This is a genomic window from Streptomyces sp. NPDC026575, assembly GCF_055567415.1.
On record NZ_JBVHQM010000010.1, the window covers coordinates 118,746 to 136,867 of the forward strand.

Genomic DNA, 18,122 nt, shown 5'->3' on the forward strand with positions numbered 1-18,122 from the left:
GGCCCCGTCGCCGGGAGGGCAGGCAGAAGGCCCGTACCCCTCGACGGGGTACGGGCCCTCTCTACGCTGCAGTCGGCCCGCGCCTCAGGCGCTCACCCTGACCATGTCCGCCTGCGGCCCCTTCTGGCCCTGCGAGATCTCGAACTCGACCCGCTGGCCCTCCTCAAGGGTGCGGTAGCCGTCCATCTGAATCGCGCTGTAGTGGACGAATACATCCGCACCACCGTCGACCGCGATGAAGCCGTACCCCTTCTCCGCGTTGAACCACTTGACGGTGCCCTGAGCCATGCCTAACTCCCCTATTACTGGCCCTTGCGCAGGACCGCACTCCGCGGACCCGGGTCAGACCTCACCCCGCGAAATGGCCCGTGGGGTGTGCGCCGGAACGCGTCGACCGCCGCTGAATGTATCTGCACCGATGCCCAGCGCAACAGGTCAATCGGACGAGAATTCTGGCGCCGGAGAATCGGCAATATGCGATGAAATCCCGTTTCTCCGGGGCAAGTCGGGCCGGGCATAGCGCACGTAAGCGACAAATGCCGCACACACTTTGAGCACAACTCTCCGCGGTTTCCTATGCGTTCGGCACGTGCGCGGAGTTATCCGGAACGGGGATCACCACAATGGTATCCCCTTTCACTAAGCGGAATTGCCCCGTCCGATTTCAACGGACGGGGCAATTCCGGTCAAGTAGGTGAAGAGATGGCGCAAATTAGCGCCCCCTGGTGGCCCATCGGTGGAGACCGATCCACGGCCACCGGGCGAGTTCTCAGCAGCCGCCGGCGACCGCCGGGATGATGGAGACGCCCGCACCGTCCGGCGTCGGCGTCTCCAAGCCCTGCTCGAAGCGCACATCGTCGTCGTTGACGTAGACGTTCACGAAGCGGCGCAGCTTGCCGGCGTCGTCCAGTACACGGGCCGCGATGCCCTGGTGGTTCTTCTCCAGGTCGGCGATCACCTCGGAGAGGGTCGCGCCCTCGGCGGTGACCTCGGCCTCACCACCGGTGTACGTACGGAGGATGGTGGGGATGCGGACCTTGACGCTCATGGGTTCTGCCTTCCGGACAGGTTGGGGAGTACGGGTACGGGTGCGTGGAGCCGTGGCGTCAGCCTGCCAGGCCGGCGTCGCGGAACGCGTCCAGACTCGGGCGGATCGTGGCCGTGGGCCCGGAGGTCGGCGCGACGGCGTCAAGCGTCTTGAGGCCGTCACCCGTGTTGAGGACGACGGTGGTCAGGGACGGGTCGAGCACACCGTCCTCGATCAGCTTCCTGGTGACGCCGACGGTCACCCCGCCCGCGGTCTCCGCGAAGATCCCCTCCGTCCGGGCCAGCAGCTTGATCGCGTCCACGACCTGCTCGTCGTTGACGTGCTCCACCGCACCGCCCGTACGGCGCGCGATGTCGAGCACATACGGACCGTCGGCCGGATTGCCGATCGCCAGCGACTTGGCGATGGTGTTCGGCTTCTGCGGGCGCACCACGTCGTGCCCGGCCTTGAAGGCCGTCGACACCGGCGAGCAGCCCTCCGCCTGGGCACCGAAGATCCGGTACGGCCGGTCCTCGACCAGCCCGAGGGCGATCAGCTCCTTGAGCCCCTTGTCGATCTTCGTCAGCTGCGAGCCGGACGCGACGGGGATGACGATCTGGTCCGGGAGCCGCCAGCCCAGCTGCTCGCAGATCTCGTACGCCAGCGTCTTGGAGCCCTCGCCGTAATAGGGGCGGAGGTTGACGTTGACGAAGCCCCAGCCCTCGCCCAGCGGATCGCCGATGAGTTCCGAGCAGAAGCGGTTGACGTCGTCGTAGTTGCCCTCGATGCCGACCAGGTCGCCGCCGTAGACCGCGGCCATGACGACCTTGCCGGCCTCCAGGTCGTGCGGGATGAACACGCAGGACTTGAAGCCGGCGCGGCGGGCCGCGGCGCCGACCGCGCCGGCGAGGTTGCCCGTGGAGGAGCAGGACAGCGTCGTGAAGCCGAAGGCGCGGGCGGCCTCGACGGCGATCGCGACGACCCGGTCCTTGAAGGAGTGCGTCGGGTTGCCGGAGTCGTCCTTGACGTAGAGGGCGCCGGTGACGCCCAGCTCGGCGGCGAGCCGGTCGGCCTTGACGAGCTTGGTGCCGCCGGGGTTCAGATTCGGCTTGTCCGCCACGTCGGCGGGGACGGGCAGCAGCGGGGCGTAGCGCCAGATGTTGTCCGGACCGGCCTCGATCTGCTTGCGCAGCGCCTCGGGGTCGCCGCTCGGCAGCTCGTACGCCACCTCCAGCGGCCCGAAACACGTCGAACAGGCGAAGAGCGGCCCGAGGTCGAAGCGCTCACCGCACTCGCGGCAGGACAGCGCGACGGCGGGACCCAGAGCGACGGAAGAGGCGTTTTCGGTGACTTCGGTGCTGTACACAGCCATGGAGGCGAGGCCCTTTCTCCTCATCTTCCTCATGGCGCATCTCGCCATGAGACGGATTTGGCACCTTCCCTAGCCGGGAGCCTCGCGCGCGATGATCGCGACGGAGACCGGCTGGAGGGTTGCCGGGGCTTCAACGGGCCGTATCCCTCTGCCCCTCTGGATGAGCGGTATGGCGCTGGGCCGAAACCCAGGCGTTTGTGGCGCGGCGACCCCGACATGCGACGGTCATCCGCGTTGTTCAAGACTGTAACCGAAGGCACTGACAGTTGAGATAGTCGTCCGAACCGCGAGATGGATCACAGAAATGGCCCACACGAGGGATTGCCGACCGGTCGCGGCACCGGCGGCCACCGAGGAGTCGTAGACGTGCTGGAAGAGGTGGAGCGCTGGCTGAGCAGCCGCTCCTGGTCCGCCGCGGACCGTCCGCTGGAGCAGCTGCTGGAGGCCAAGCGCCAGACGGGCCGTACGGTCAGCGTCGTGCTGCCCGCGCTGAACGAGGAGGCCACGGTCGGCGCGATCGTGGCCGCGATCCGCGCCGAGCTGATGTGCGGCGCCGTCCCCCTGGTCGACGAGCTGGTGGTGCTGGACTCCGGGTCCAGCGACCGCACGGCCGAGGTCGCGGCCGCGGCCGGCGCCCGGGTCGTCCACCGCGACACCGTCCTGCCCCGGCTGCCCGCGCTGCCCGGCAAGGGCGAGGTCCTGTGGCGCTCACTGCTGGTCACCAACGGCGACATCATCTGCTTCGTCGACGCCGACCTGCGGGAGTTCTCCGCCACCTTCGTCTCCGGCATCGTCGGCCCGCTGCTGACCGACCCCGACATCCACTTCGTCAAGGCGATGTACGACCGCCCCCTGGAGACCGGCGGCCGCCCCGGCGAGCAGGGCGGACGGGTCACCGAACTGGTCGCCCGCCCGCTGCTGAACCTCCACTGGCCGCAGCTGGCCGGCTTCGTCCAGCCGCTGGGCGGCGAGTACGCGGCCCGGCGCTCGCTGCTGGAGCGCCTGCCCTTCCCGGTCGGCTACGGCGTCGAGCTCGGCCTGCTCGTCGACGCCCTGCACACCGTCGGCCTCGACGCGCTCGCCCAGGTGGACGTCGGCGTACGCAGGCACCGCCACCAGGGCGGCCAGGCCCTCGGCCGGATGGCGGCCGCCATCTACCGCACCGCCCAGCTCCGCCTCGCCCGCGGCCACCTGGTGCGTCCCCGGCTCACCCAATTCGACCGCCGCGAGGAGGGCTTCGTCCCCCGCACCACGGACGTGGACACCGAGGAGCGGCCGCCCATGGCCGAAATACCGGAGTACGCGGCGCGGCGGGCGGCCTGACCCGTGTCCGTACGTTTGCGCGGTTCTGCGGCGGGTTAATGTCGCGACATGGTCTCCGAGCGCAGTGCGGTCCGGGCAGGTGCCGAGGTTCTCGTCGCGTCCAATCGCGGGCCGGTGTCGTACACGGTGGGGGAGGACGGGGCGCTCGGCGCCAAGCGGGGCGGGGGCGGGCTGGTGTCCGGACTGTCGGCCATCGGCCCCGACACCGACGCGGTGTGGGTGTGCGCGGCACTCGGTGACGGGGACCGCGAGGCCGTACGCCGGACCGGGGGCGCCCTGGCGCCGGAGGACACCGGCGGACAGCGCGTCCGCATGCTGGACATCCCGTCCCAGGTGCACGCCGACGCCTACAACGGCATCGCGAACTCGGTGCTGTGGTTCGTCCACCACATGCTCTACCAGACGCCGCTGGAGCCGGCCTTCGACGCCGGGTTCCGGCAGCAGTGGGGCGCGTACGAGACCTACAACCGCGCCTTCGCCCGCGCACTGGCCGACGAGGCCGCCGAGGGGGCGGCCGTGCTGGTGCAGGACTACCACCTGGCGCTGGTGCCGGGGATGCTGCGGGCGCTGCGGCCCGACGTGCGCATCGCGCACTTCTCCCACACGCCGTGGGCGCCGCCGGACTACTTCCGGATGCTGCCGGACGAGATCGCGCGGCAGCTGCTCCAGGGCATGCTGGGCGCCGACCAGCTGGGGTTCCTCACCCACCGCTGGGCGGACGCGTTCACCGCGTGCTGCGCCGAGGTCACCGGCGGCACCGGGGGCACCCGGATCGGCGCGTACGGGCTCGGGGCGGACGCCGACTTCCTGCTGGAGCGGTCGCGGCGGGCGGACGTCGAGGAGCGGCTGGCCACCCTGCGCGAGCAGGTCGGCACCGGGCCCGACGGGACGGCGCGCAAGACCATCGTCCGAGTGGACCGCACCGAGCTGTCGAAGAACATCGTCCGCGGCCTGCTGGCCTACCGGCAGCTGCTGGCGGAGGAGCCGTCCTGGCGCGAACGCGTCGTGCACCTCGCCTTCGCCTACCCCTCGCGCCAGGACCTGGCCGTCTACCGGGAGTACACGGCGGCGGTCGGCCGGCTCTCCGAGGAGATCAACGCCGAGTACGGCACGGACACTTGGCGCCCGGTCGTCCTGCATGTGAAGGACGACTTCGCGCGGTCGCTGGCCGCCTACCGGCTGGCGGACGTGGCACTGGTGAACCCGATCCGGGACGGGATGAACCTCGTCGCCAAGGAGATCCCGGTGGTGTCCGAGCAGGGCTGCGCACTGGTGCTGTCGCGGGAGGCCGGCGCGCACGAGGAGCTGGGCGGCCACGCCCTGACCGTCAACCCGTACGACGTCAACGGTACGGCGCGGGCGCTGCACGAGGCGCTCTCGATGGACCCCGGGGAACGCGGCGAGCGAACGGCCCGCCTGGCCGCGGCCGCCACCGCACTGCCACCGGCCCAGTGGTTCCTCAAGCAACTGCGGGCGCTGGGGGGCTGAGGCGGGGGGCGGGCGGGCTCCCAGCCGGCCGCCGCGGGGCCTCCCTCCAGACGACCCACCAGGGCCTGTGACCGGCGTCACCCCTCCCCCTCTTGAGCTTCACATCAATGTGAAGGTTCGAGGCTGCGTACCAGGAAGCAACGCCACCAGTACGCACCCGAAAGAGGCAGGGCAAGAGCGATGAACGACCAGTTCCTGGATGACCGGCCCGATGACCGGCCCGACGACCGGCCTGATGACCGGCCCATGGAAAACGAGCTCTACGACTACAGCCCGATAGTCGATCGCGCACCGATCCGATGGCCCGGCGGCGCCCGCGTCGCCTTCTACGTGGGCCTGAACATCGAGCACTACCGGATCGACCGCCCGTCGACGAGCACCTTCCCGGGCACCGCCGAACTGACCCCGGACCCGCTGAACTACGGCTGGCGCGACTACGGCCCCCGGGTCGGCATCTGGCGGCTGATCGAGAGCCTCGACCGCCACCGGATCCGCGCCAGCGTGCTGCTCAACTCCGACGCCGGTGAACGCTATCCGCAGATCGTCGAAGCGGGCCGGGCCCGCGACTGGGTGTGGCTCGCCCACGGCAAGAACAACTCCACCTTCCAGGCCGACATGACCCCCGACGAGGAACGCGCCTACCTGACGGAGGTGATCACCAGCATCGAGCGGACCACCGGCCGACGGCCGCGCGGCTGGATGGGGCCGGCGCTCACCGAGACCTTCCGCACTCCGGAGCTGCTCGCCGAACTCGGGCTGGACTACGTACTGGACTGGACCAACGACGACCAGCCGTACCGGCTGAACGTGCCAGGGATGCTGAGCGTGCCGTACTCCGTCGAGCTCAACGACATCGGCCTGTTCGTCAGCAAGGGCCTGACCGGGCCGGACTTCGTGCAGATCGTCAAGGACCAGCTAGACCAGCTCCACGAGGACGCGGCGGACAGCGGCCGGGTGATGTCCCTGGCCCTGCACCCGTTCGTCATCGGCCAGCCGTTCCGCCACAAGTACCTGGACCAGGCCCTCACCCACATCGCCAACCACCCCGGCGTATGGCTGACCACCAGCGACGAGATCGCCGCACACTATGGGGGGACGGGGGCGCCGGCGTCGTAGGCGGGGGCGTCGTAAGCGGGGCGTCGTAGACGGGGCGGTCGCCTGCCCCGCATGACGGACCGCGCACGACGGCCCCGAACCCCGAGGCCGAACCGTCGGTCGAGACACCCAGCCCGAACCCTCAGGCCGAACGCTCACCCCGACACCCAGTCCAAACGCTCAGTCCAAACACCCGGTCCAAACCCTCAGGCCGAACCCTCAGACTGAACGCTCAGTTCACGGCGAGGCGATCCGCCAGAGCACCGAGCAGTTCCACCACCCCGGCAGGGCCGTCGACCACCAGGTCGGCGCGGTCGGCGAGTTCGGTCACCTCGGCGCTGCCGCTGCAGACCAGGACGCCTGCCAGGCCGTCGGAGCGGAGCTTGTCGACGGCGGCGAAGGCCGCGAGGTCGCCGAGGTCGTCGCCGGCGTAGAGGACGGTCGACGCGCCGGTTTCACGGACCCATTCGGCGAGGGCCACGCCCTTGTCCATGCCCGGGGGCCGCAGCTCCAGGACAAAACGCCCCGGCTCGACGATCAGGCCGTGCCGTTCGGCGAGCGCGGCGAGCGGGGCGCGCAGTCGGTCGAAGACGCCCTGGGGATCGTCGGCGCGGCGGGTGTGGACGGCGATGGCCTGACCGCCCTTGCGCTCGATGGCGGTCTCGACCCAGGTGCCGTGCCAGACACCGGAGGCGTCCAGTACGCCGGGGAGTTCGGCCTGTATGGCGGCGACGCCGGGGTGCGGGGCGGGAGCGTGGACGGTGCCGGTGGCCGCCTCCCAGCGCTCGACGCCGTAGTGGCCCAGGACGGTGAGGTGGTCCAGGCCGGGTACGGAGTCGAAACCGCCGAGGCGGACCGCGACGGCGGCCGGACGGCCGGTGATCACCGCGGCCGCGCGCAGCCGGGGCACGAGGCGACCGAGGGCTGCGACGGCGCCGCCATGGGCGCGGGCCTTCTCCGGGTCGGGGACGATGTCGGCGAGGGTGCCGTCGAAGTCCAGGGCGATGACGGCGCGTTCGGGGTGGGCCAGCAGCGCGGCGAGGCCGTCGCGGCCGGCAGGCGTGTGCGGTGTCGGCACGGAGCCGGGCGCACGCTCGGGTTCGGGTGACGGCTCTGAGTGCGGCGCGGCGTTCGGGGAGCTGCCCATGCGCCGACCCTACCGGCGCGGGACCGGCGCACGGTGGGTGTACGGGCGCATCGCGCCGGTGGATTGGAGATCGCCCGGCCGCGCCCCGCGTCGTCAGCGGCGGGCGCGGCGGGCTTCGCGTACGCGGCGCAGGCGGTTGATGGTGACGGGGTCGTGGGCCAGCGCACGGGGGTCGTCCAGCAGTGCGTTGAGGAGCTGGTAGTAGCGGGTCGGGGATATGCCGAGCCGCTCACGGATGGCTCGTTCCTTGGGGCCGGGGCCCGGCCACGAGCGGCGCTCCACGGCGAGCACGGCCTCGTCCCGGGCGGAGAGCCCCGATGCGCCTTCGTCGCCTACGGATTGCCCGGCGGCCGCACGGTCGTCGGCGGCCGCACCGTCGTCGGCGTCCGCACCGTCCGCGGCATCCGCACGATCCACGCGATCCGCGCGGCCCGCCGCGCCGCCGGCTTCTGCGTCGTCGGCTTCCGGCCCGTCTGCTCCGCTCGCCCCGCGCATGTCCTCCGTACCGCCGGCCGTCGTACCGCTGTCCGCCGTGGTGTCCCCCGTACCGCTCGTCATCACGTTTCCACGATAAGCGCATGGTCGGACAGCGCCCCCGCCTCCTGCCTCCGCAGCGCTTGTCGCCCGCCACCGATCACCCGTCACCCGTCACCCCGCCGCGTTGTCCGCCGCGTCCGCCGTGTTCTGGATGTCGGTGAGGACGCCGGCGGGGTTGCCCTTCGGGCCGACGGCGGCGCCCATCTTGGCCTTGACGGTCTTGGAGACCAGGGGCCAGGAGGTCTTGTTCGCCGGGTAGAACTCGGCGGTGGCCAGCTGCTTGAGGAAGCCGTGCAGCTTGGCGTACTTGTCGTCGGCGAGCATCGCCTCGGAGGCGGAGGTGGTGACCGGCAGCAGACCGTACTCGCCGGAGAACTTCACGACGTTCTTGTCGCTGTAGACGAAGTCGAGGAACTTGCCGACCTGCGCGCGGTGGCCGTTCTGCTTGAAGGCCATCATCCAGTCGGCGACGCCCATGGTGGCCTTGGCCTTGCCGTTGACGCCGGGCAGTTCGACGGTGCCGTAGTCGATGCCCTTGGCCTCGGCCTGCTTCATCAGGGTGGGGTGGCCGTTGAGCATGCCGACCTCGCCGTCGGCGAAGCCCTGGAAGGCGTCCTCGCGGTTGAGCTGGGCGGGGTCGGTGCCGGTCAGGCCCTTGCCGACGAGGTCGTCCTTCAGCCAGTTGAAGGTCTTGATGTTCTCCGGCGAATCGATGGTGTACTTGCCGATGCTGTCGGTGTAGCCGCCGCCCCCGCTGAGCATCCACATCAGCGTCTCGGCCTGGGTCTCCTCGGGGCCGAGCGGCAGCGCGTAGGGCATCTTCACGCCGTGCGCCTTCAGCAGCTGGGCGTCGCGGGCTATGTCGCTCCAGGACTGCGGCGGGTTGGCGATGCCGGCCTTGGCGAACAGCTTCTTGTTGTAGAACAGCCGCCGGGTGCTGGCGCCGAAGGGCAGGCCGTACTGGACGCGCTGGTATTCGCCGGCCTCCGCGAGGGAGGGGGCGAAGTCGGCCTCGGTGGAGACGGACAGCAGCTGGTCGGCGCGGTAGAGCTTGTCGGCGGCGGCGTAGTCGGCGTACGCGCCGATCTGGGCGAGGTCCGGCGCGTGGCCGTCCTTGACGAGGTCCTCGACCTTCTTGTCGACGTCGGTCCAGCTGTAGACGTCGACGTCGACCTTGATGCCGGGGTTCTTCTTCTCGAAGGCGCGGGCGAGCTCGTCCCAGTAGTTCTGGGAGCTGTTGGCCTCGCTGTCCCCGTAGTCCGCCGCGATCAGCTTGAGGGTGACGTCGCCGTCGCCCGAGCCGCTGCCGCAGCCGGTGAGAGTCAGCGCCATGGTGGTGGCGACCGTCGCCGCCGCCAAGCTCAAGTACCGCCGCTGCACCGCTGTTACCGCCCTTGTCCGTGCCCGAAATGATGTGCTTGCCGGGTGTGTGGCAACGCCGCCTGGGGGATCGCCCTCGACCGGCGTGAACAGCGAAATCTTCCCGCGTTCCCCTCAAGGTCTACACCACCGGCCGTCCGGCTCCGGTATCGGGTTCCCACAGTCTTTCCCCCGCTGTTCCCACGGTCTTTCCGTTGCCGTTTCCTCGGCCGTTCCCACCGCTGTTCCGGCCACCGCTACGACCGCCGCTCCCGCCACCGCTCGCGCCGCCGGACTGCCGCGGTTCTCTTCGCGATCCCCGGTGAGTGGACTAGACCTTTCAGGGCGGATCGCGCGAAACTGTTCCCGTGAGACACGTCATCGCCCTTGATGTGGGCGGCACCGGCATGAAGGCCGCCCTCGTGGGGGTGGACACCGCACCGTCGAAGGGGGCGCCGCCCGCCCTGCTGTACGAGGCGCGGCGCCCCACCGGCCGCGAGCACGGCCCCGAGGCGGTCGTCGAGGCCATCCTCGGCTTCGCCGCCGAGCTGCGCGACATCGGCACGGCACGCTTCGGCGCCACCGCCGAGGCCGCCGGCGTCGCCGTCCCCGGCATCGTCGACGAGCGGTCCGGCACGGCCGTCTACGCCGCGAACCTCGGCTGGCGGGACGTACCGCTGCGGGCACTGCTGTCAGAGCGGCTCGGCGAGGTGCCGGTGGCCCTCGGCCACGATGTGCGCACCGGCGGGCTGGCCGAGGGCCGGATCGGCGCCGGCCGGGACGCCGACCGCTTCCTGTTCGTCCCGCTGGGCACCGGCATCGCGGGCGCCATCGGCATCGGCGGCCGGATCGAGGCCGGTGCGCACGGCAGCGCGGGCGAGATCGGCCACATCGTCGTACGGCCCGGGGGGCGGGTCTGCGGCTGCGGGCAGCGCGGCTGCCTGGAGACGCTGGCGTCGGCGGCCGCGGTGGGCCGGGACTGGGCGGCGGTCTGCGGTGATCCGGGGGCGAGTGCGGCGGACGCGGCGAAGGCCGTGGAGTCCGGTGACGCCCGTGCCCGTGCCGTGTGGCAGGACGCGGTGGACGCGCTGGCCGACGGTCTGGTGACCGGGCTCACCCTGCTCGACCCGCGGACGGTGATCATCGGGGGCGGGCTCGCCGAGGCGGGCGACACGCTGTTCGTCCCTCTGCGGGAAGCGGTCCGCCGGCGCGTGACGTTCCAGCGGCTTCCCTCGATCGTTCCGGCGGCCCTGGGGGACGCCGCCGGGTGCCTGGGCGCGGGGCTCCTCGCCTGGGATCTTCTCTCCACGGAGGTAACCGCCTGATGGCACAGCAACAGTCCGCGCAGCCGGCTGCGGGCACGTCCCGCACCACCCTGGCCGGTGCCCGGATCGCCCGGCCGTCCGGTGTGGTCGACAGCGGCCGGATCCTCGTCGAGGGCGGCCGGATCGCCGGTGTCCACAGCCGCGGCAGCGACCGGGACGCCGAGTGGGAGGCGGGCGGCGCGGACGTCGTGGACCTTTCGGGGCACCTCGTCGTCCCCGGTTTCGTCGATATGCACGTCCACGGCGGAGGCGGTGGTTCCTTCTCGTCCGCCGACCCCGACGAGTGCCTGACGGTGATCGAGACGCACCGGCGGCACGGCACCACCTCGATGCTGGCCTCCACCGTCACCGGTGAGCTGGGTGAACTCGCCCGGCAGGCGGGGGTGCTGGCCGAGCTTGTCGAGCAGGGCGAGCTGGCCGGTATCCACTTCGAGGGCCCGTTCATCTCCCCGCACCGCTGCGGCGCCCACCAGCCGGGGCTGCTGCGCGATCCGGATCCGGCCGAGGTGCGGCGGCTGGTCGACGCCGCGCGCGGCACGGCGGTGATGATGACCGTCGCGCCCGAGCTGCCCGGCGGTCTGGATTCGGTGCGGCTGCTCGCCGAGGCCGGGGTGATCGCCGCGATCGGCCACACCGACTCCTCCTACGAGGCGACCCGGCAGGCCGTCGACGCGGGCGCCACGGTCGCCACCCACCTGTTCAACGCGATGCCGCCGCTCGGCCACCGGGCGCCGGGTCCGGTCGCCGCGCTCCTGGAGGACGAGCGGATCACCGTCGAGCTCATCAACGACGGCACCCATCTGCACCCCGCGATGCTCCAACTGGCCTTCCGCGACGCGGGGGCCGGGCGGGTCGCGTTCATCACGGACGCCATGGGCGCGGCGGGGATGAGCGACGGGATGTATCCGCTGGGCCCGATGCGGGTGGAGGTCAGGGACGGTGTGGCGCGGATCAGCGAGGGTCCCACGGCGGGTTCGATCGCGGGTTCCACGCTCACCTTGGACCGGGCGTTCCGGCGGGCGGTCACCGTCGACGGTCTGACGGTGGAGCAGGCGGTGCAGGCGCTGTCGGCGAACCCGGCCCGGCTGCTGGGCATCGGTGACCGGGCCGGTTCGCTGGAGGCCGGCAAGGACGCCGATCTGGTGGTGCTCGATGCGGCGTACGACGTGGTGGGTGTCATGCGGCGGGGCGAGTGGGTGGTGCGCCCGCGGGGGGTGTGAGGCTCCGCGGCGGCACCAGGGCGGCTACGCAGGGTGCCGCCCCTCGCTGGTAGTCGGTGACCGCACGGGGGTTACCCCGGGTCTGGGCCAACCCCCGTCGGCGATGGCATGATCGCTCGCGCACTTGTCCGCATGCCACCGCCGAGTGCGGTCGCCCGCTCACGGCCGCCCGGCCATGACTGCCCGGAGGGGGGACCATGATCCTCACGGTCACGCTGAACGCCGCCCTGGACATCACCTACCGCGTGCCCCGGCTCCGTCCGCACAGCACCCATCGCGTCACCGAGGTGTCCGAGCGCCCCGGTGGCAAGGGCCTGAACGTCGCCCGTGTGCTGGCCGCGCTCGGCCACCGTACGGTCGCCACCGGCTTCGCGGGCGGCGGGACGGGGGAGGCGCTGCGGGCGCTGCTGGCGGAGACGGAGGTCACCGACGCGCTGGTCCCGGTCGGCGGCGCCACCCGCCGCACCGTCGCCGTCGTCGACGCGGCGACCGGGGACACCACCCAGCTCAACGAGCCGGGGCCGACGGTCTCGCCGGCCGAGTGGGCCGCCTTCCTGGGCACCTATCGCGAACTGCTGGGCGAGGCGCGGGCGGTGGCGCTGTGCGGCAGTCTCCCGCCGGGTGTCCCGGTCGATGTCTATGCCCGTCTCACCCGTGCCGCGCGGACCGCGGGCGTGCCGGTGCTCCTGGACACCAGTGGTGAGCCGCTGCGCCGGGGGCTGGCGGCCCGGCCGGATCTGGCCAAGCCCAACGCCGATGAGCTGGCGGCGCTGACCGGCAGCACCGAGCCGCTGCGGGCGGCCCGTGACGCCCGGCGCCGCGGCGCGCATGCGGTGGCGGCCTCGCTGGGTGCGGACGGCATGCTGGCGGTCACCGCGGACGGCGTCTGGCAGGCCGCGCCGCCGCGGCGGTTCGCGGGCAATCCCACCGGCGCCGGTGATTCGGCGGTGGCCGGTCTGCTGTCCGGTCTGGTGGAGGAGTTGCCGTGGCCGGACCGTCTGACGCGGGCGGTGGCGCTGTCGGCCGCGACCGTACGGGCCCCGGCGGCGGGCGAGTTCGACGCCTCGACCTATGAAGAGCTGCTGGCGGGCGTGGTGGTGACGGATCGTCCGGCGGTGGCGTGAAGGGTGGGGCGGCCGGGCATGCCGTCTCGGTGCGGAAGCCCGGCCGCGACGGCGTCATCCCCAGACGGCGACGCTCTTGACCGGCCACGGGGTCTTGGCCGAGTAGTGGCCGAAGGTCAGATCGAAGCGCTTGCCGTAGCATCCGGTGTCGCTGTAAAAGGTCACCCGGTGCCTCGTCTGGTTGGACACCGACCGGGCGTCGCCGCCGCTAAATCCGTCGCACCCCGGCGTGGGGTTGTTCAAGTTCAGCGCACGACCTCCGAAGTTCGGCTGTGTCCAACCGCAGAGCAAGGTCGTCGAGCACCTGGGAGCGGCGTCGGCTGTTCCTGCGGTGAGCGGCAGCGTAGCCAGTAATGCGGCACCGGTCAGGGCTATCGAACGCATCTTCATCGGTGATCTCCTCAGGCTAAGTGGGCTGGCGCCACTCCATTCCACTTGATCAAGATGGCATCGGCGACGCGATACACGGGACAACGGGCCTTTTCAGCCGACGTGCGGAAGTAGTGATCTCCGGCTACTACTTGGCGCCCGCCAGCCACACCTGATCCAGGATGGCGTTGCACTGATTGCCCGGTCCGCAGGCGATCTCGACAGTGTTGGTGCCCTTGTTCAGGGTGATCGGGGCCCAAGTGGACTGCCAGCCCTTCTTCCAGTCGCCCTGCGGGGAGTGGATGAAGTTCTTCAAACCCAGCGGCTGGCTGTTCGACTTACCGTTGACCAAGAGCGTGGCGTTGGCGTCCTCTCCTGGGACGCTGTAGCGCACATACAGCCGAAAATCGCCGTCGTCTGGCACATCCACGGTCCACTTGACCTTCGCCCCGACCTGGTTGAAACCGCCGACGTACAAGCCGCCCCCTGAGCGGGCGCCCTCGACGTCCTTGGCGGTCGTCGCGCCGCCGTCGAGCCGCAGGCTGCCGGCGTCCTCCTTGGGGAGTTCGCCGGGCTTGGGCTTGCTGGTGGGCTTGTCGGGCTTGACGCTCTCGGCGGCCGTGGGTCCCGGCTTGCCGGCGTTGCCGGATTTCTTGTCGCCGGCGTTGTTGGTGAGCATCGCGACGCCGATGCCTATGCACACCACCGCGACGACGGCGACGGCGCCGACGAGCAGGCCGTTGCGGCGGCGCGGTTCGTGGCCGCCGCGGACGGGGGCCGGGGCGGTGCGGGTGCGTTCGCCGCCGGGGAGGGTCTCGGGCGCGGCGTAGCTGGCGTTCTGCTGCCCGTAGGTGACCTGCTGCTGGGCCTGCTGGCCGTACTGGCGCTGGCCCACGGCGCGCACCTGGTTGTAGGACGTGCGCGGAACCCCCGGCTGCCGGGCCGCCGCGCCGTCGCCCGCCGAGCCCGGTGCGCCGTCCTGGCCGCCTTCCGAGCGGTAGAGGTAGGCGAACGGGTCGTCGTTCTCCGGCGTGTCCGCGCCGTTGTTGCCGGCCGTCATTCCGTGTCACTCCCAAGCGATCTGTGCGCGTCGTGTACGCGTTGGTACGCGTGCGCAGAGGTCTCTGCGCGCTGTGTCTTCGGGGCCCCCGGCGGCGCCGCGCCGCATCGGCGCAGCCTACCCCGTCATGGCCGGGCCACACCGGCTTCGGAGGGCCACAAGATCGCTACAGATCGGTGAACAGATCGGTGAGCTGCTGGTGCGGTGGCCGGCGGGCGGCGGATGTGAGATGCGCGGCATCCGTGCGGCCGCGGCGGGCGGCCGGGTCAGCCGGCGGCCCGCCGGTTGGCCTTGGAGCGGGAGCGTTTTTCGACGTACATCCGCTGGTCGGCGGATTCCAGTACTTCCTCGGCCGTCATTCCGCAGGCGGCCCAGCCGATGCCGAAGCTGGCGCCGACGCGGACGGCCCGGCCCTCGACGCGGATGGGCGGGATGATGGCGTTGCGCAGGCGGACCGCGAGGTCGGCGGCGTCGGCGGTGCCCAGGCCGTCGGCGAGCACCACGAACTCGTCGCCGCCGAGCCGGGCGACGGTGTCGCCGTCGCGGACGCCGCTGGTCAGCCGGCGGGCGACCTCGATGAGGACGGCGTCGCCGGTGTTGTGCCCGAAGCGGTCGTTGATCGACTTGAAGCCGTCGAGGTCGCAGAAGAGGACGGCGAGTCCCTTGGAGCCGTCGTCGGCCGGTCCGTCGGCGGGGGCGATGAGGTGGATGTGGTGGTCGAGGGGGACGGGGGCCTTGCCTTCGAAGCCGTCGATGCCGTCGAAGGGCTCGTTGCCGTCGGCGCGGAAGCCGTGCGGGTCGCTGGGGTGGCCGACGGAGGCGTAGGCGTCGGCCATCGAGCCCGGTGGGCGCGAGCACAGCCGGGCGCCGAGCCGGGCGCGCAGTTCGGCGCTGTTGGGCAGCCCGGTCAGCGAGTCGTGGCTGGCGCGGTGGGCGAGCTGGAGCTCGTGGCGCTTGCGCTCCTCGATGTCCTCGACGTGGGTGAGGAGGTAGCGGGGGCCGTCGGCGGTGTCGGCGACGACGGAGTTGCGCAGCGAGACCCAGACGTAGGTGCCGTCGCGGCGGGCGAGTCGCAGTTCGGCGCGGCCGCCTTCGGCGGAGGTGCGCAGCAGGGTGCCGATGTCCTCGGGGTGGACGAGGTCGGAGAAGGAGCAGCGGCGCAGGCCGGAGGCGGTGCGGCCGAGCAGCCGGCACAGTGCGTCGTTGGTGCGCAGCAGCCGTCCGTGCTGGTCGCCGCCCATTTCGGCGACGGCCATGCCGCTGGGTGCGTACTCGAAGGCCTGCCGGAAGCTTTCCTCGCTGGCGCGCAGGGCCTGCTGCTCGCGCTCCAGCCGGACCAGGGCGCGCTGCATGTTCGCCCGGAGCCGGGCGTTGCTGATGGCGATGGCGGACTGGAAGGCGTACATCTGGAGGGCTTCCTGGCCCCAGGGGCCGGGGCGGCGGCCGTTGCGCGGGCGGTCGACGGAGATCACTCCGAGCAGTTCGCCGCCGCCGTTGCCGGCGGTGTACATGGGCGCGAAGAGGCGGTCCATGGGGTGCCACTCGTCGGGGAAGCGGGGTGCGGGGCCGGCGGTGTGCCACTGGGGGACGTCGTCGTCGTCCAGCACCCAGCCCTCGGTGTACGGGATGAAGCACAGGTCGCCCCAGCGCTCGCCCATGGACAGTCGGCGGTCCCAGGAGGCCCGGGAGCCGACCCGTCCGGCCATCAGGGCTTCGGCGCCCGCGCTGCCGGCGACGGCGGCGACGACGAGGTCACCGTCGGGGCGGACGAGGTTGACCGCGGACAGCTCGTAGCCGAGGCCGTTGAGCGCGCCGTCGGCGACGGTCTGCAAGGTGTCCGCAAGGCTGCGTGCGGTGTTCAGCTCGGCGACCACTTGGTGCAGCTGCCGCAGGGTCGCAAGACGGACGTATGGCTCCGACTCGGTCTCCATCGCTCGCTCTCCCTGAGACCTCGACAGCAAACTCCACGATTCTTCGTCGTCCGATTCCTCGCTCACTGAATCACAGTGAGCTGTTCACTCGGTACACAGGGTCAACAATTAGCGCCCGCTGTGACTCAAGTCACAGAGCGTGAGCGGCCTTTGGCGATCTTCGGCGCCCCCATTATTCGAGTCCGCGTTCACTATTTCTACACTTTCTGAACGCAAATTCCGGGCTTCACGGACTTCCGGGCGCCCGCACCCCGGAAGACTCCGTCGTCGGACCTAGGACGCGAGTGGTCCCCGGGCCCGATGCGGTCCGGCGCGGGGGGACGTTAGCGTTCATGGCGTGTTCACGAAAACCCCCGCCGATGCACCTGCCACCGGGCCCGCGGCCCCTGCCACACCCGCCGTCGCCCCGACATCCGTGCCGGGCGGCGCGCCGATCCCGCATTCTGTTGGGGTGAGTGACGACGAGTTCCGTGCCGCCCTGTCCCGCCTCGCCGCCGGCGTGGTGCTGATCACCGCCCACGACCCGGACGACGGGCCGCGCGGCGAGGACGTCGGCATGACCGCCACGGCGTTCCTGTCCGTCTCCCTCGACCCGCCCCTGGTGATGGTGAGCGTTCGCAACGACTCACGGATGGACGACCTGCTGGCGGTGCAGCCGCTGTGGGCCGTGTCGGTGCTGTCGGGGCACCAGCGGCAGATTGCCGGACGATTCGCGATGAAGGGCCGCATCAGCGACCGACTGCTCTTCGAGGACATCGCACACGTAAGGGGCGAAGCGTCCGGCGCCCCGCTCGTCGGCGGCGCGCTGGCGACGCTGGAGTGCCGCACCGAGCAGCGGGTGGTGGCCGGCGATCACACACTGGTCATCGGGCGCGTGCTGGCGACGTCGGTCCCCAATGAGGACGACGGGCCGCTGACGTACTTCCGGGGGAAGTACCGGCAGTTGGGGTGAGCGGGACGCGGGGCCGGGCGGGGCGGGCCGGCCGGCCGGCCGGCTGGGAGCGGGGTGCTCCGGGGGCCGGTGTCCGACTCCGGGTTCGCCCGGTGGTCCGATTCCCGGTCCGCCCGGTGGTCCGACTCCGGGTTCGCCCGGTGGTCCGACTTCGGGTTCGCCCGGTGGCTCAGCCCCAGTCACGGCCCGAGCGGCCGCGCTTGGTGTCGCCGCGCTGCTTCTTCTCGCGCAGCCGGCGCTCGTTGATGCCCCGTGGGATCCGCGACTTGCGGCGCGGCGCGGGCGGTGGCGCGGTGGCCTGCGCCAGCAGCGCGGCGAGCCGGACGGCCGCGGTCTCGCGGTTGCGCCACTGGGAGCGGTGCTCGGAGGCACGTACGGACAGCACGCCGTCGATCAGCCGGCCGGCCAGCCGCTCCAGGGCGCGCTCCTTCCACACCGGCGGCAGCGCCTGCGTCTTGACCAGGTCGAAGCGCAGCTCGACCTGGCTGTCGCTGGTGTTGACGTGCTGGCCGCCCGGACCGGAGGACCGCGAGAAACGCCATACGAGCTCGGCCTCTGGAAGGACGACCGAACCGCGGATGACATAGGGCCCGGACATGCGTCCTATGATCCCCCGGGCCGAGGGGCCTCGTCACCCTCTTTACGGGCAGCCCGCAGGGGCGTTCGGCATCAGGATTCGGCAAAGAGAGTAAAGACAGCTGGAACCTCGTGGTCCCCTCACGGCGTTGTGGTGAGTGACGGTAGCTTCGTGCGCAGTACGGAGCCCGACGAATCGACGCGTTGACAAGGAAAG

17 protein-coding genes and 1 riboswitch are annotated in these 18,122 nt (G+C 71.4%); of the genes, 7 read left to right on the forward strand and 10 right to left on the reverse strand.

What is annotated here, in order from left to right; translation table 11 throughout:
• Positions 1–84: 84 nt before the first annotated feature.
• The 3 genes from ACZ4NB_RS16020 to thrC form a co-directional block, all read right to left on the reverse strand.
• Entirely contained in the window at positions 85–288 is a 204-nt protein-coding gene (locus ACZ4NB_RS16020; protein WP_010035953.1) for a cold-shock protein, read from the reverse strand.
• Positions 289–769: 481 nt separating this feature from the next.
• Entirely contained in the window at positions 770–1,048 is a 279-nt protein-coding gene (locus tag ACZ4NB_RS16025) for a MoaD/ThiS family protein (protein WP_016578817.1), read from the reverse strand.
• A 58-nt stretch (positions 1,049–1,106) separates the two neighbouring features.
• Positions 1,107–2,423 (reverse strand): threonine synthase, encoded by a 1,317-nt coding sequence (gene thrC / locus ACZ4NB_RS16030; protein WP_467661896.1) that lies wholly within the window; start codon positions 2,421–2,423, stop codon positions 1,107–1,109.
• A riboswitch (SAM riboswitch) is annotated at positions 2,417–2,566 on the reverse strand. (Overlaps the previous gene by 7 nt.)
• Positions 2,567–2,765: 199 nt before the next feature.
• Here thrC and ACZ4NB_RS16035 point away from each other — a divergent pair.
• The 3 genes from ACZ4NB_RS16035 (at position 2,766) to ACZ4NB_RS16045 (ending at position 6,326) form a co-directional block, all read left to right on the forward strand.
• Positions 2,766–3,722, forward strand: a complete 957-nt coding sequence (locus tag ACZ4NB_RS16035; RefSeq protein WP_467661898.1) for a glucosyl-3-phosphoglycerate synthase — start codon at positions 2,766–2,768, stop codon at positions 3,720–3,722.
• Between the two features lie 48 nt (positions 3,723–3,770).
• Positions 3,771–5,210: an alpha,alpha-trehalose-phosphate synthase (UDP-forming) gene (locus tag ACZ4NB_RS16040; RefSeq protein ID WP_467661900.1), complete on the forward strand. Its 1,440-nt coding sequence runs from the start codon at positions 3,771–3,773 to the stop codon at positions 5,208–5,210.
• Between the two features lie 246 nt (positions 5,211–5,456).
• Positions 5,457–6,326 carry a polysaccharide deacetylase family protein gene (locus ACZ4NB_RS16045; protein WP_467661902.1) on the forward strand — a complete coding sequence of 290 codons (870 nt, stop codon included), beginning with the start codon at positions 5,457–5,459 and terminating at the stop codon, positions 6,324–6,326.
• Between the two features lie 211 nt (positions 6,327–6,537).
• Here the strand turns inward: ACZ4NB_RS16045 and otsB are convergent, their stop codons facing one another.
• From otsB to ACZ4NB_RS16060, 3 genes are all read right to left on the reverse strand, one after another.
• On the reverse strand, positions 6,538–7,452 hold the full coding sequence (otsB, locus tag ACZ4NB_RS16050; protein ID WP_467661904.1) for a trehalose-phosphatase: 915 nt from the start codon (positions 7,450–7,452) through the stop codon (positions 6,538–6,540).
• A gap of 93 nt (positions 7,453–7,545) precedes the next feature.
• Entirely contained in the window at positions 7,546–7,869 is a 324-nt protein-coding gene (locus ACZ4NB_RS16055) for a DUF3263 domain-containing protein (protein ID WP_467662167.1), read from the reverse strand.
• Positions 7,870–8,100: 231 nt separating this feature from the next.
• Positions 8,101–9,369, reverse strand: coding sequence for an extracellular solute-binding protein (locus ACZ4NB_RS16060; protein ID WP_467661906.1), 1,269 nt, complete (start codon positions 9,367–9,369; stop codon positions 8,101–8,103).
• A gap of 347 nt (positions 9,370–9,716) precedes the next feature.
• Here ACZ4NB_RS16060 and ACZ4NB_RS16065 point away from each other — a divergent pair, with 347 nt between their 5' ends.
• From ACZ4NB_RS16065 to ACZ4NB_RS16075, 3 genes are all read left to right on the forward strand, one after another.
• Positions 9,717–10,673 carry an ROK family protein gene (locus ACZ4NB_RS16065; protein ID WP_467661908.1) on the forward strand — a complete coding sequence of 319 codons (957 nt, stop codon included), beginning with the start codon at positions 9,717–9,719 and terminating at the stop codon, positions 10,671–10,673.
• Positions 10,673–11,893: an N-acetylglucosamine-6-phosphate deacetylase gene (gene nagA / locus ACZ4NB_RS16070; protein ID WP_467661910.1), complete on the forward strand. Its 1,221-nt coding sequence runs from the start codon at positions 10,673–10,675 to the stop codon at positions 11,891–11,893. Before ACZ4NB_RS16065 ends, nagA begins: the two co-directional genes overlap by 1 nt.
• Before the next feature lie 197 nt (positions 11,894–12,090).
• Positions 12,091–13,017 (forward strand): 1-phosphofructokinase family hexose kinase, encoded by a 927-nt coding sequence (locus tag ACZ4NB_RS16075; RefSeq protein ID WP_467661912.1) that lies wholly within the window; start codon positions 12,091–12,093, stop codon positions 13,015–13,017.
• A gap of 54 nt (positions 13,018–13,071) precedes the next feature.
• Here the strand turns inward: ACZ4NB_RS16075 and ACZ4NB_RS16080 are convergent, their stop codons facing one another.
• From ACZ4NB_RS16080 to cdgB, 3 genes are all read right to left on the reverse strand, one after another.
• Complete coding sequence (locus ACZ4NB_RS16080; protein WP_467661914.1) at positions 13,072–13,407, reverse strand: peptidase inhibitor family I36 protein; 336 nt, start codon at positions 13,405–13,407, stop codon at positions 13,072–13,074.
• Between the two features lie 127 nt (positions 13,408–13,534).
• On the reverse strand, positions 13,535–14,446 hold the full coding sequence (locus tag ACZ4NB_RS16085) for a CBM35 domain-containing protein (RefSeq protein ID WP_467661916.1): 912 nt from the start codon (positions 14,444–14,446) through the stop codon (positions 13,535–13,537).
• A gap of 266 nt (positions 14,447–14,712) precedes the next feature.
• Complete coding sequence (cdgB, locus tag ACZ4NB_RS16090; protein WP_467661918.1) at positions 14,713–16,377, reverse strand: diguanylate cyclase CdgB; 1,665 nt, start codon at positions 16,375–16,377, stop codon at positions 14,713–14,715.
• Positions 16,378–16,714: 337 nt separating this feature from the next.
• Between cdgB and ACZ4NB_RS16095 the strand changes: the two genes are divergently transcribed.
• Positions 16,715–17,329: a flavin reductase family protein gene (locus ACZ4NB_RS16095; protein ID WP_467661920.1), complete on the forward strand. Its 615-nt coding sequence runs from the start codon at positions 16,715–16,717 to the stop codon at positions 17,327–17,329.
• Between the two features lie 169 nt (positions 17,330–17,498).
• On the opposite strand, the gene arfB is transcribed toward ACZ4NB_RS16095, so the two are convergent.
• Positions 17,499–17,927, reverse strand: a complete 429-nt coding sequence (arfB, locus tag ACZ4NB_RS16100) for an alternative ribosome rescue aminoacyl-tRNA hydrolase ArfB (RefSeq protein ID WP_399148637.1) — start codon at positions 17,925–17,927, stop codon at positions 17,499–17,501.
• Positions 17,928–18,122 lie beyond the last annotated feature (195 nt).

What these genes read in the sequence shown, in the direction of transcription:
- ACZ4NB_RS16040 (WP_467661900.1), top strand. Translation starts at nt 3,771, where the DNA reads ATGGTCTCCGAGCGCAGTGCGGTCCGGGCAGGTGCCGAGGTTCTCGTC.
- cdgB (WP_467661918.1), bottom strand. Translation starts at nt 16,377, where the DNA reads ATGGAGACCGAGTCGGAGCCATACGTCCGTCTTGCGACCCTGCGGCAG.
- otsB (WP_467661904.1), bottom strand. Translation starts at nt 7,452, where the DNA reads ATGGGCAGCTCCCCGAACGCCGCGCCGCACTCAGAGCCGTCACCCGAA.
- ACZ4NB_RS16025 (WP_016578817.1), bottom strand. Translation starts at nt 1,048, where the DNA reads ATGAGCGTCAAGGTCCGCATCCCCACCATCCTCCGTACGTACACCGGT.
- ACZ4NB_RS16045 (WP_467661902.1), top strand. Translation starts at nt 5,457, where the DNA reads ATGGAAAACGAGCTCTACGACTACAGCCCGATAGTCGATCGCGCACCG.
- ACZ4NB_RS16075 (WP_467661912.1), top strand. Translation starts at nt 12,091, where the DNA reads ATGATCCTCACGGTCACGCTGAACGCCGCCCTGGACATCACCTACCGC.
- nagA (WP_467661910.1), top strand. Translation starts at nt 10,673, where the DNA reads ATGGCACAGCAACAGTCCGCGCAGCCGGCTGCGGGCACGTCCCGCACC.
- thrC (WP_467661896.1), bottom strand. Translation starts at nt 2,423, where the DNA reads ATGAGGAGAAAGGGCCTCGCCTCCATGGCTGTGTACAGCACCGAAGTC.
- ACZ4NB_RS16020 (WP_010035953.1), bottom strand. Translation starts at nt 288, where the DNA reads ATGGCTCAGGGCACCGTCAAGTGGTTCAACGCGGAGAAGGGGTACGGC.
- ACZ4NB_RS16080 (WP_467661914.1), bottom strand. Translation starts at nt 13,407, where the DNA reads ATGAAGATGCGTTCGATAGCCCTGACCGGTGCCGCATTACTGGCTACG.
- ACZ4NB_RS16085 (WP_467661916.1), bottom strand. Translation starts at nt 14,446, where the DNA reads ATGACGGCCGGCAACAACGGCGCGGACACGCCGGAGAACGACGACCCG.
- arfB (WP_399148637.1), bottom strand. Translation starts at nt 17,927, where the DNA reads ATGTCCGGGCCCTATGTCATCCGCGGTTCGGTCGTCCTTCCAGAGGCC.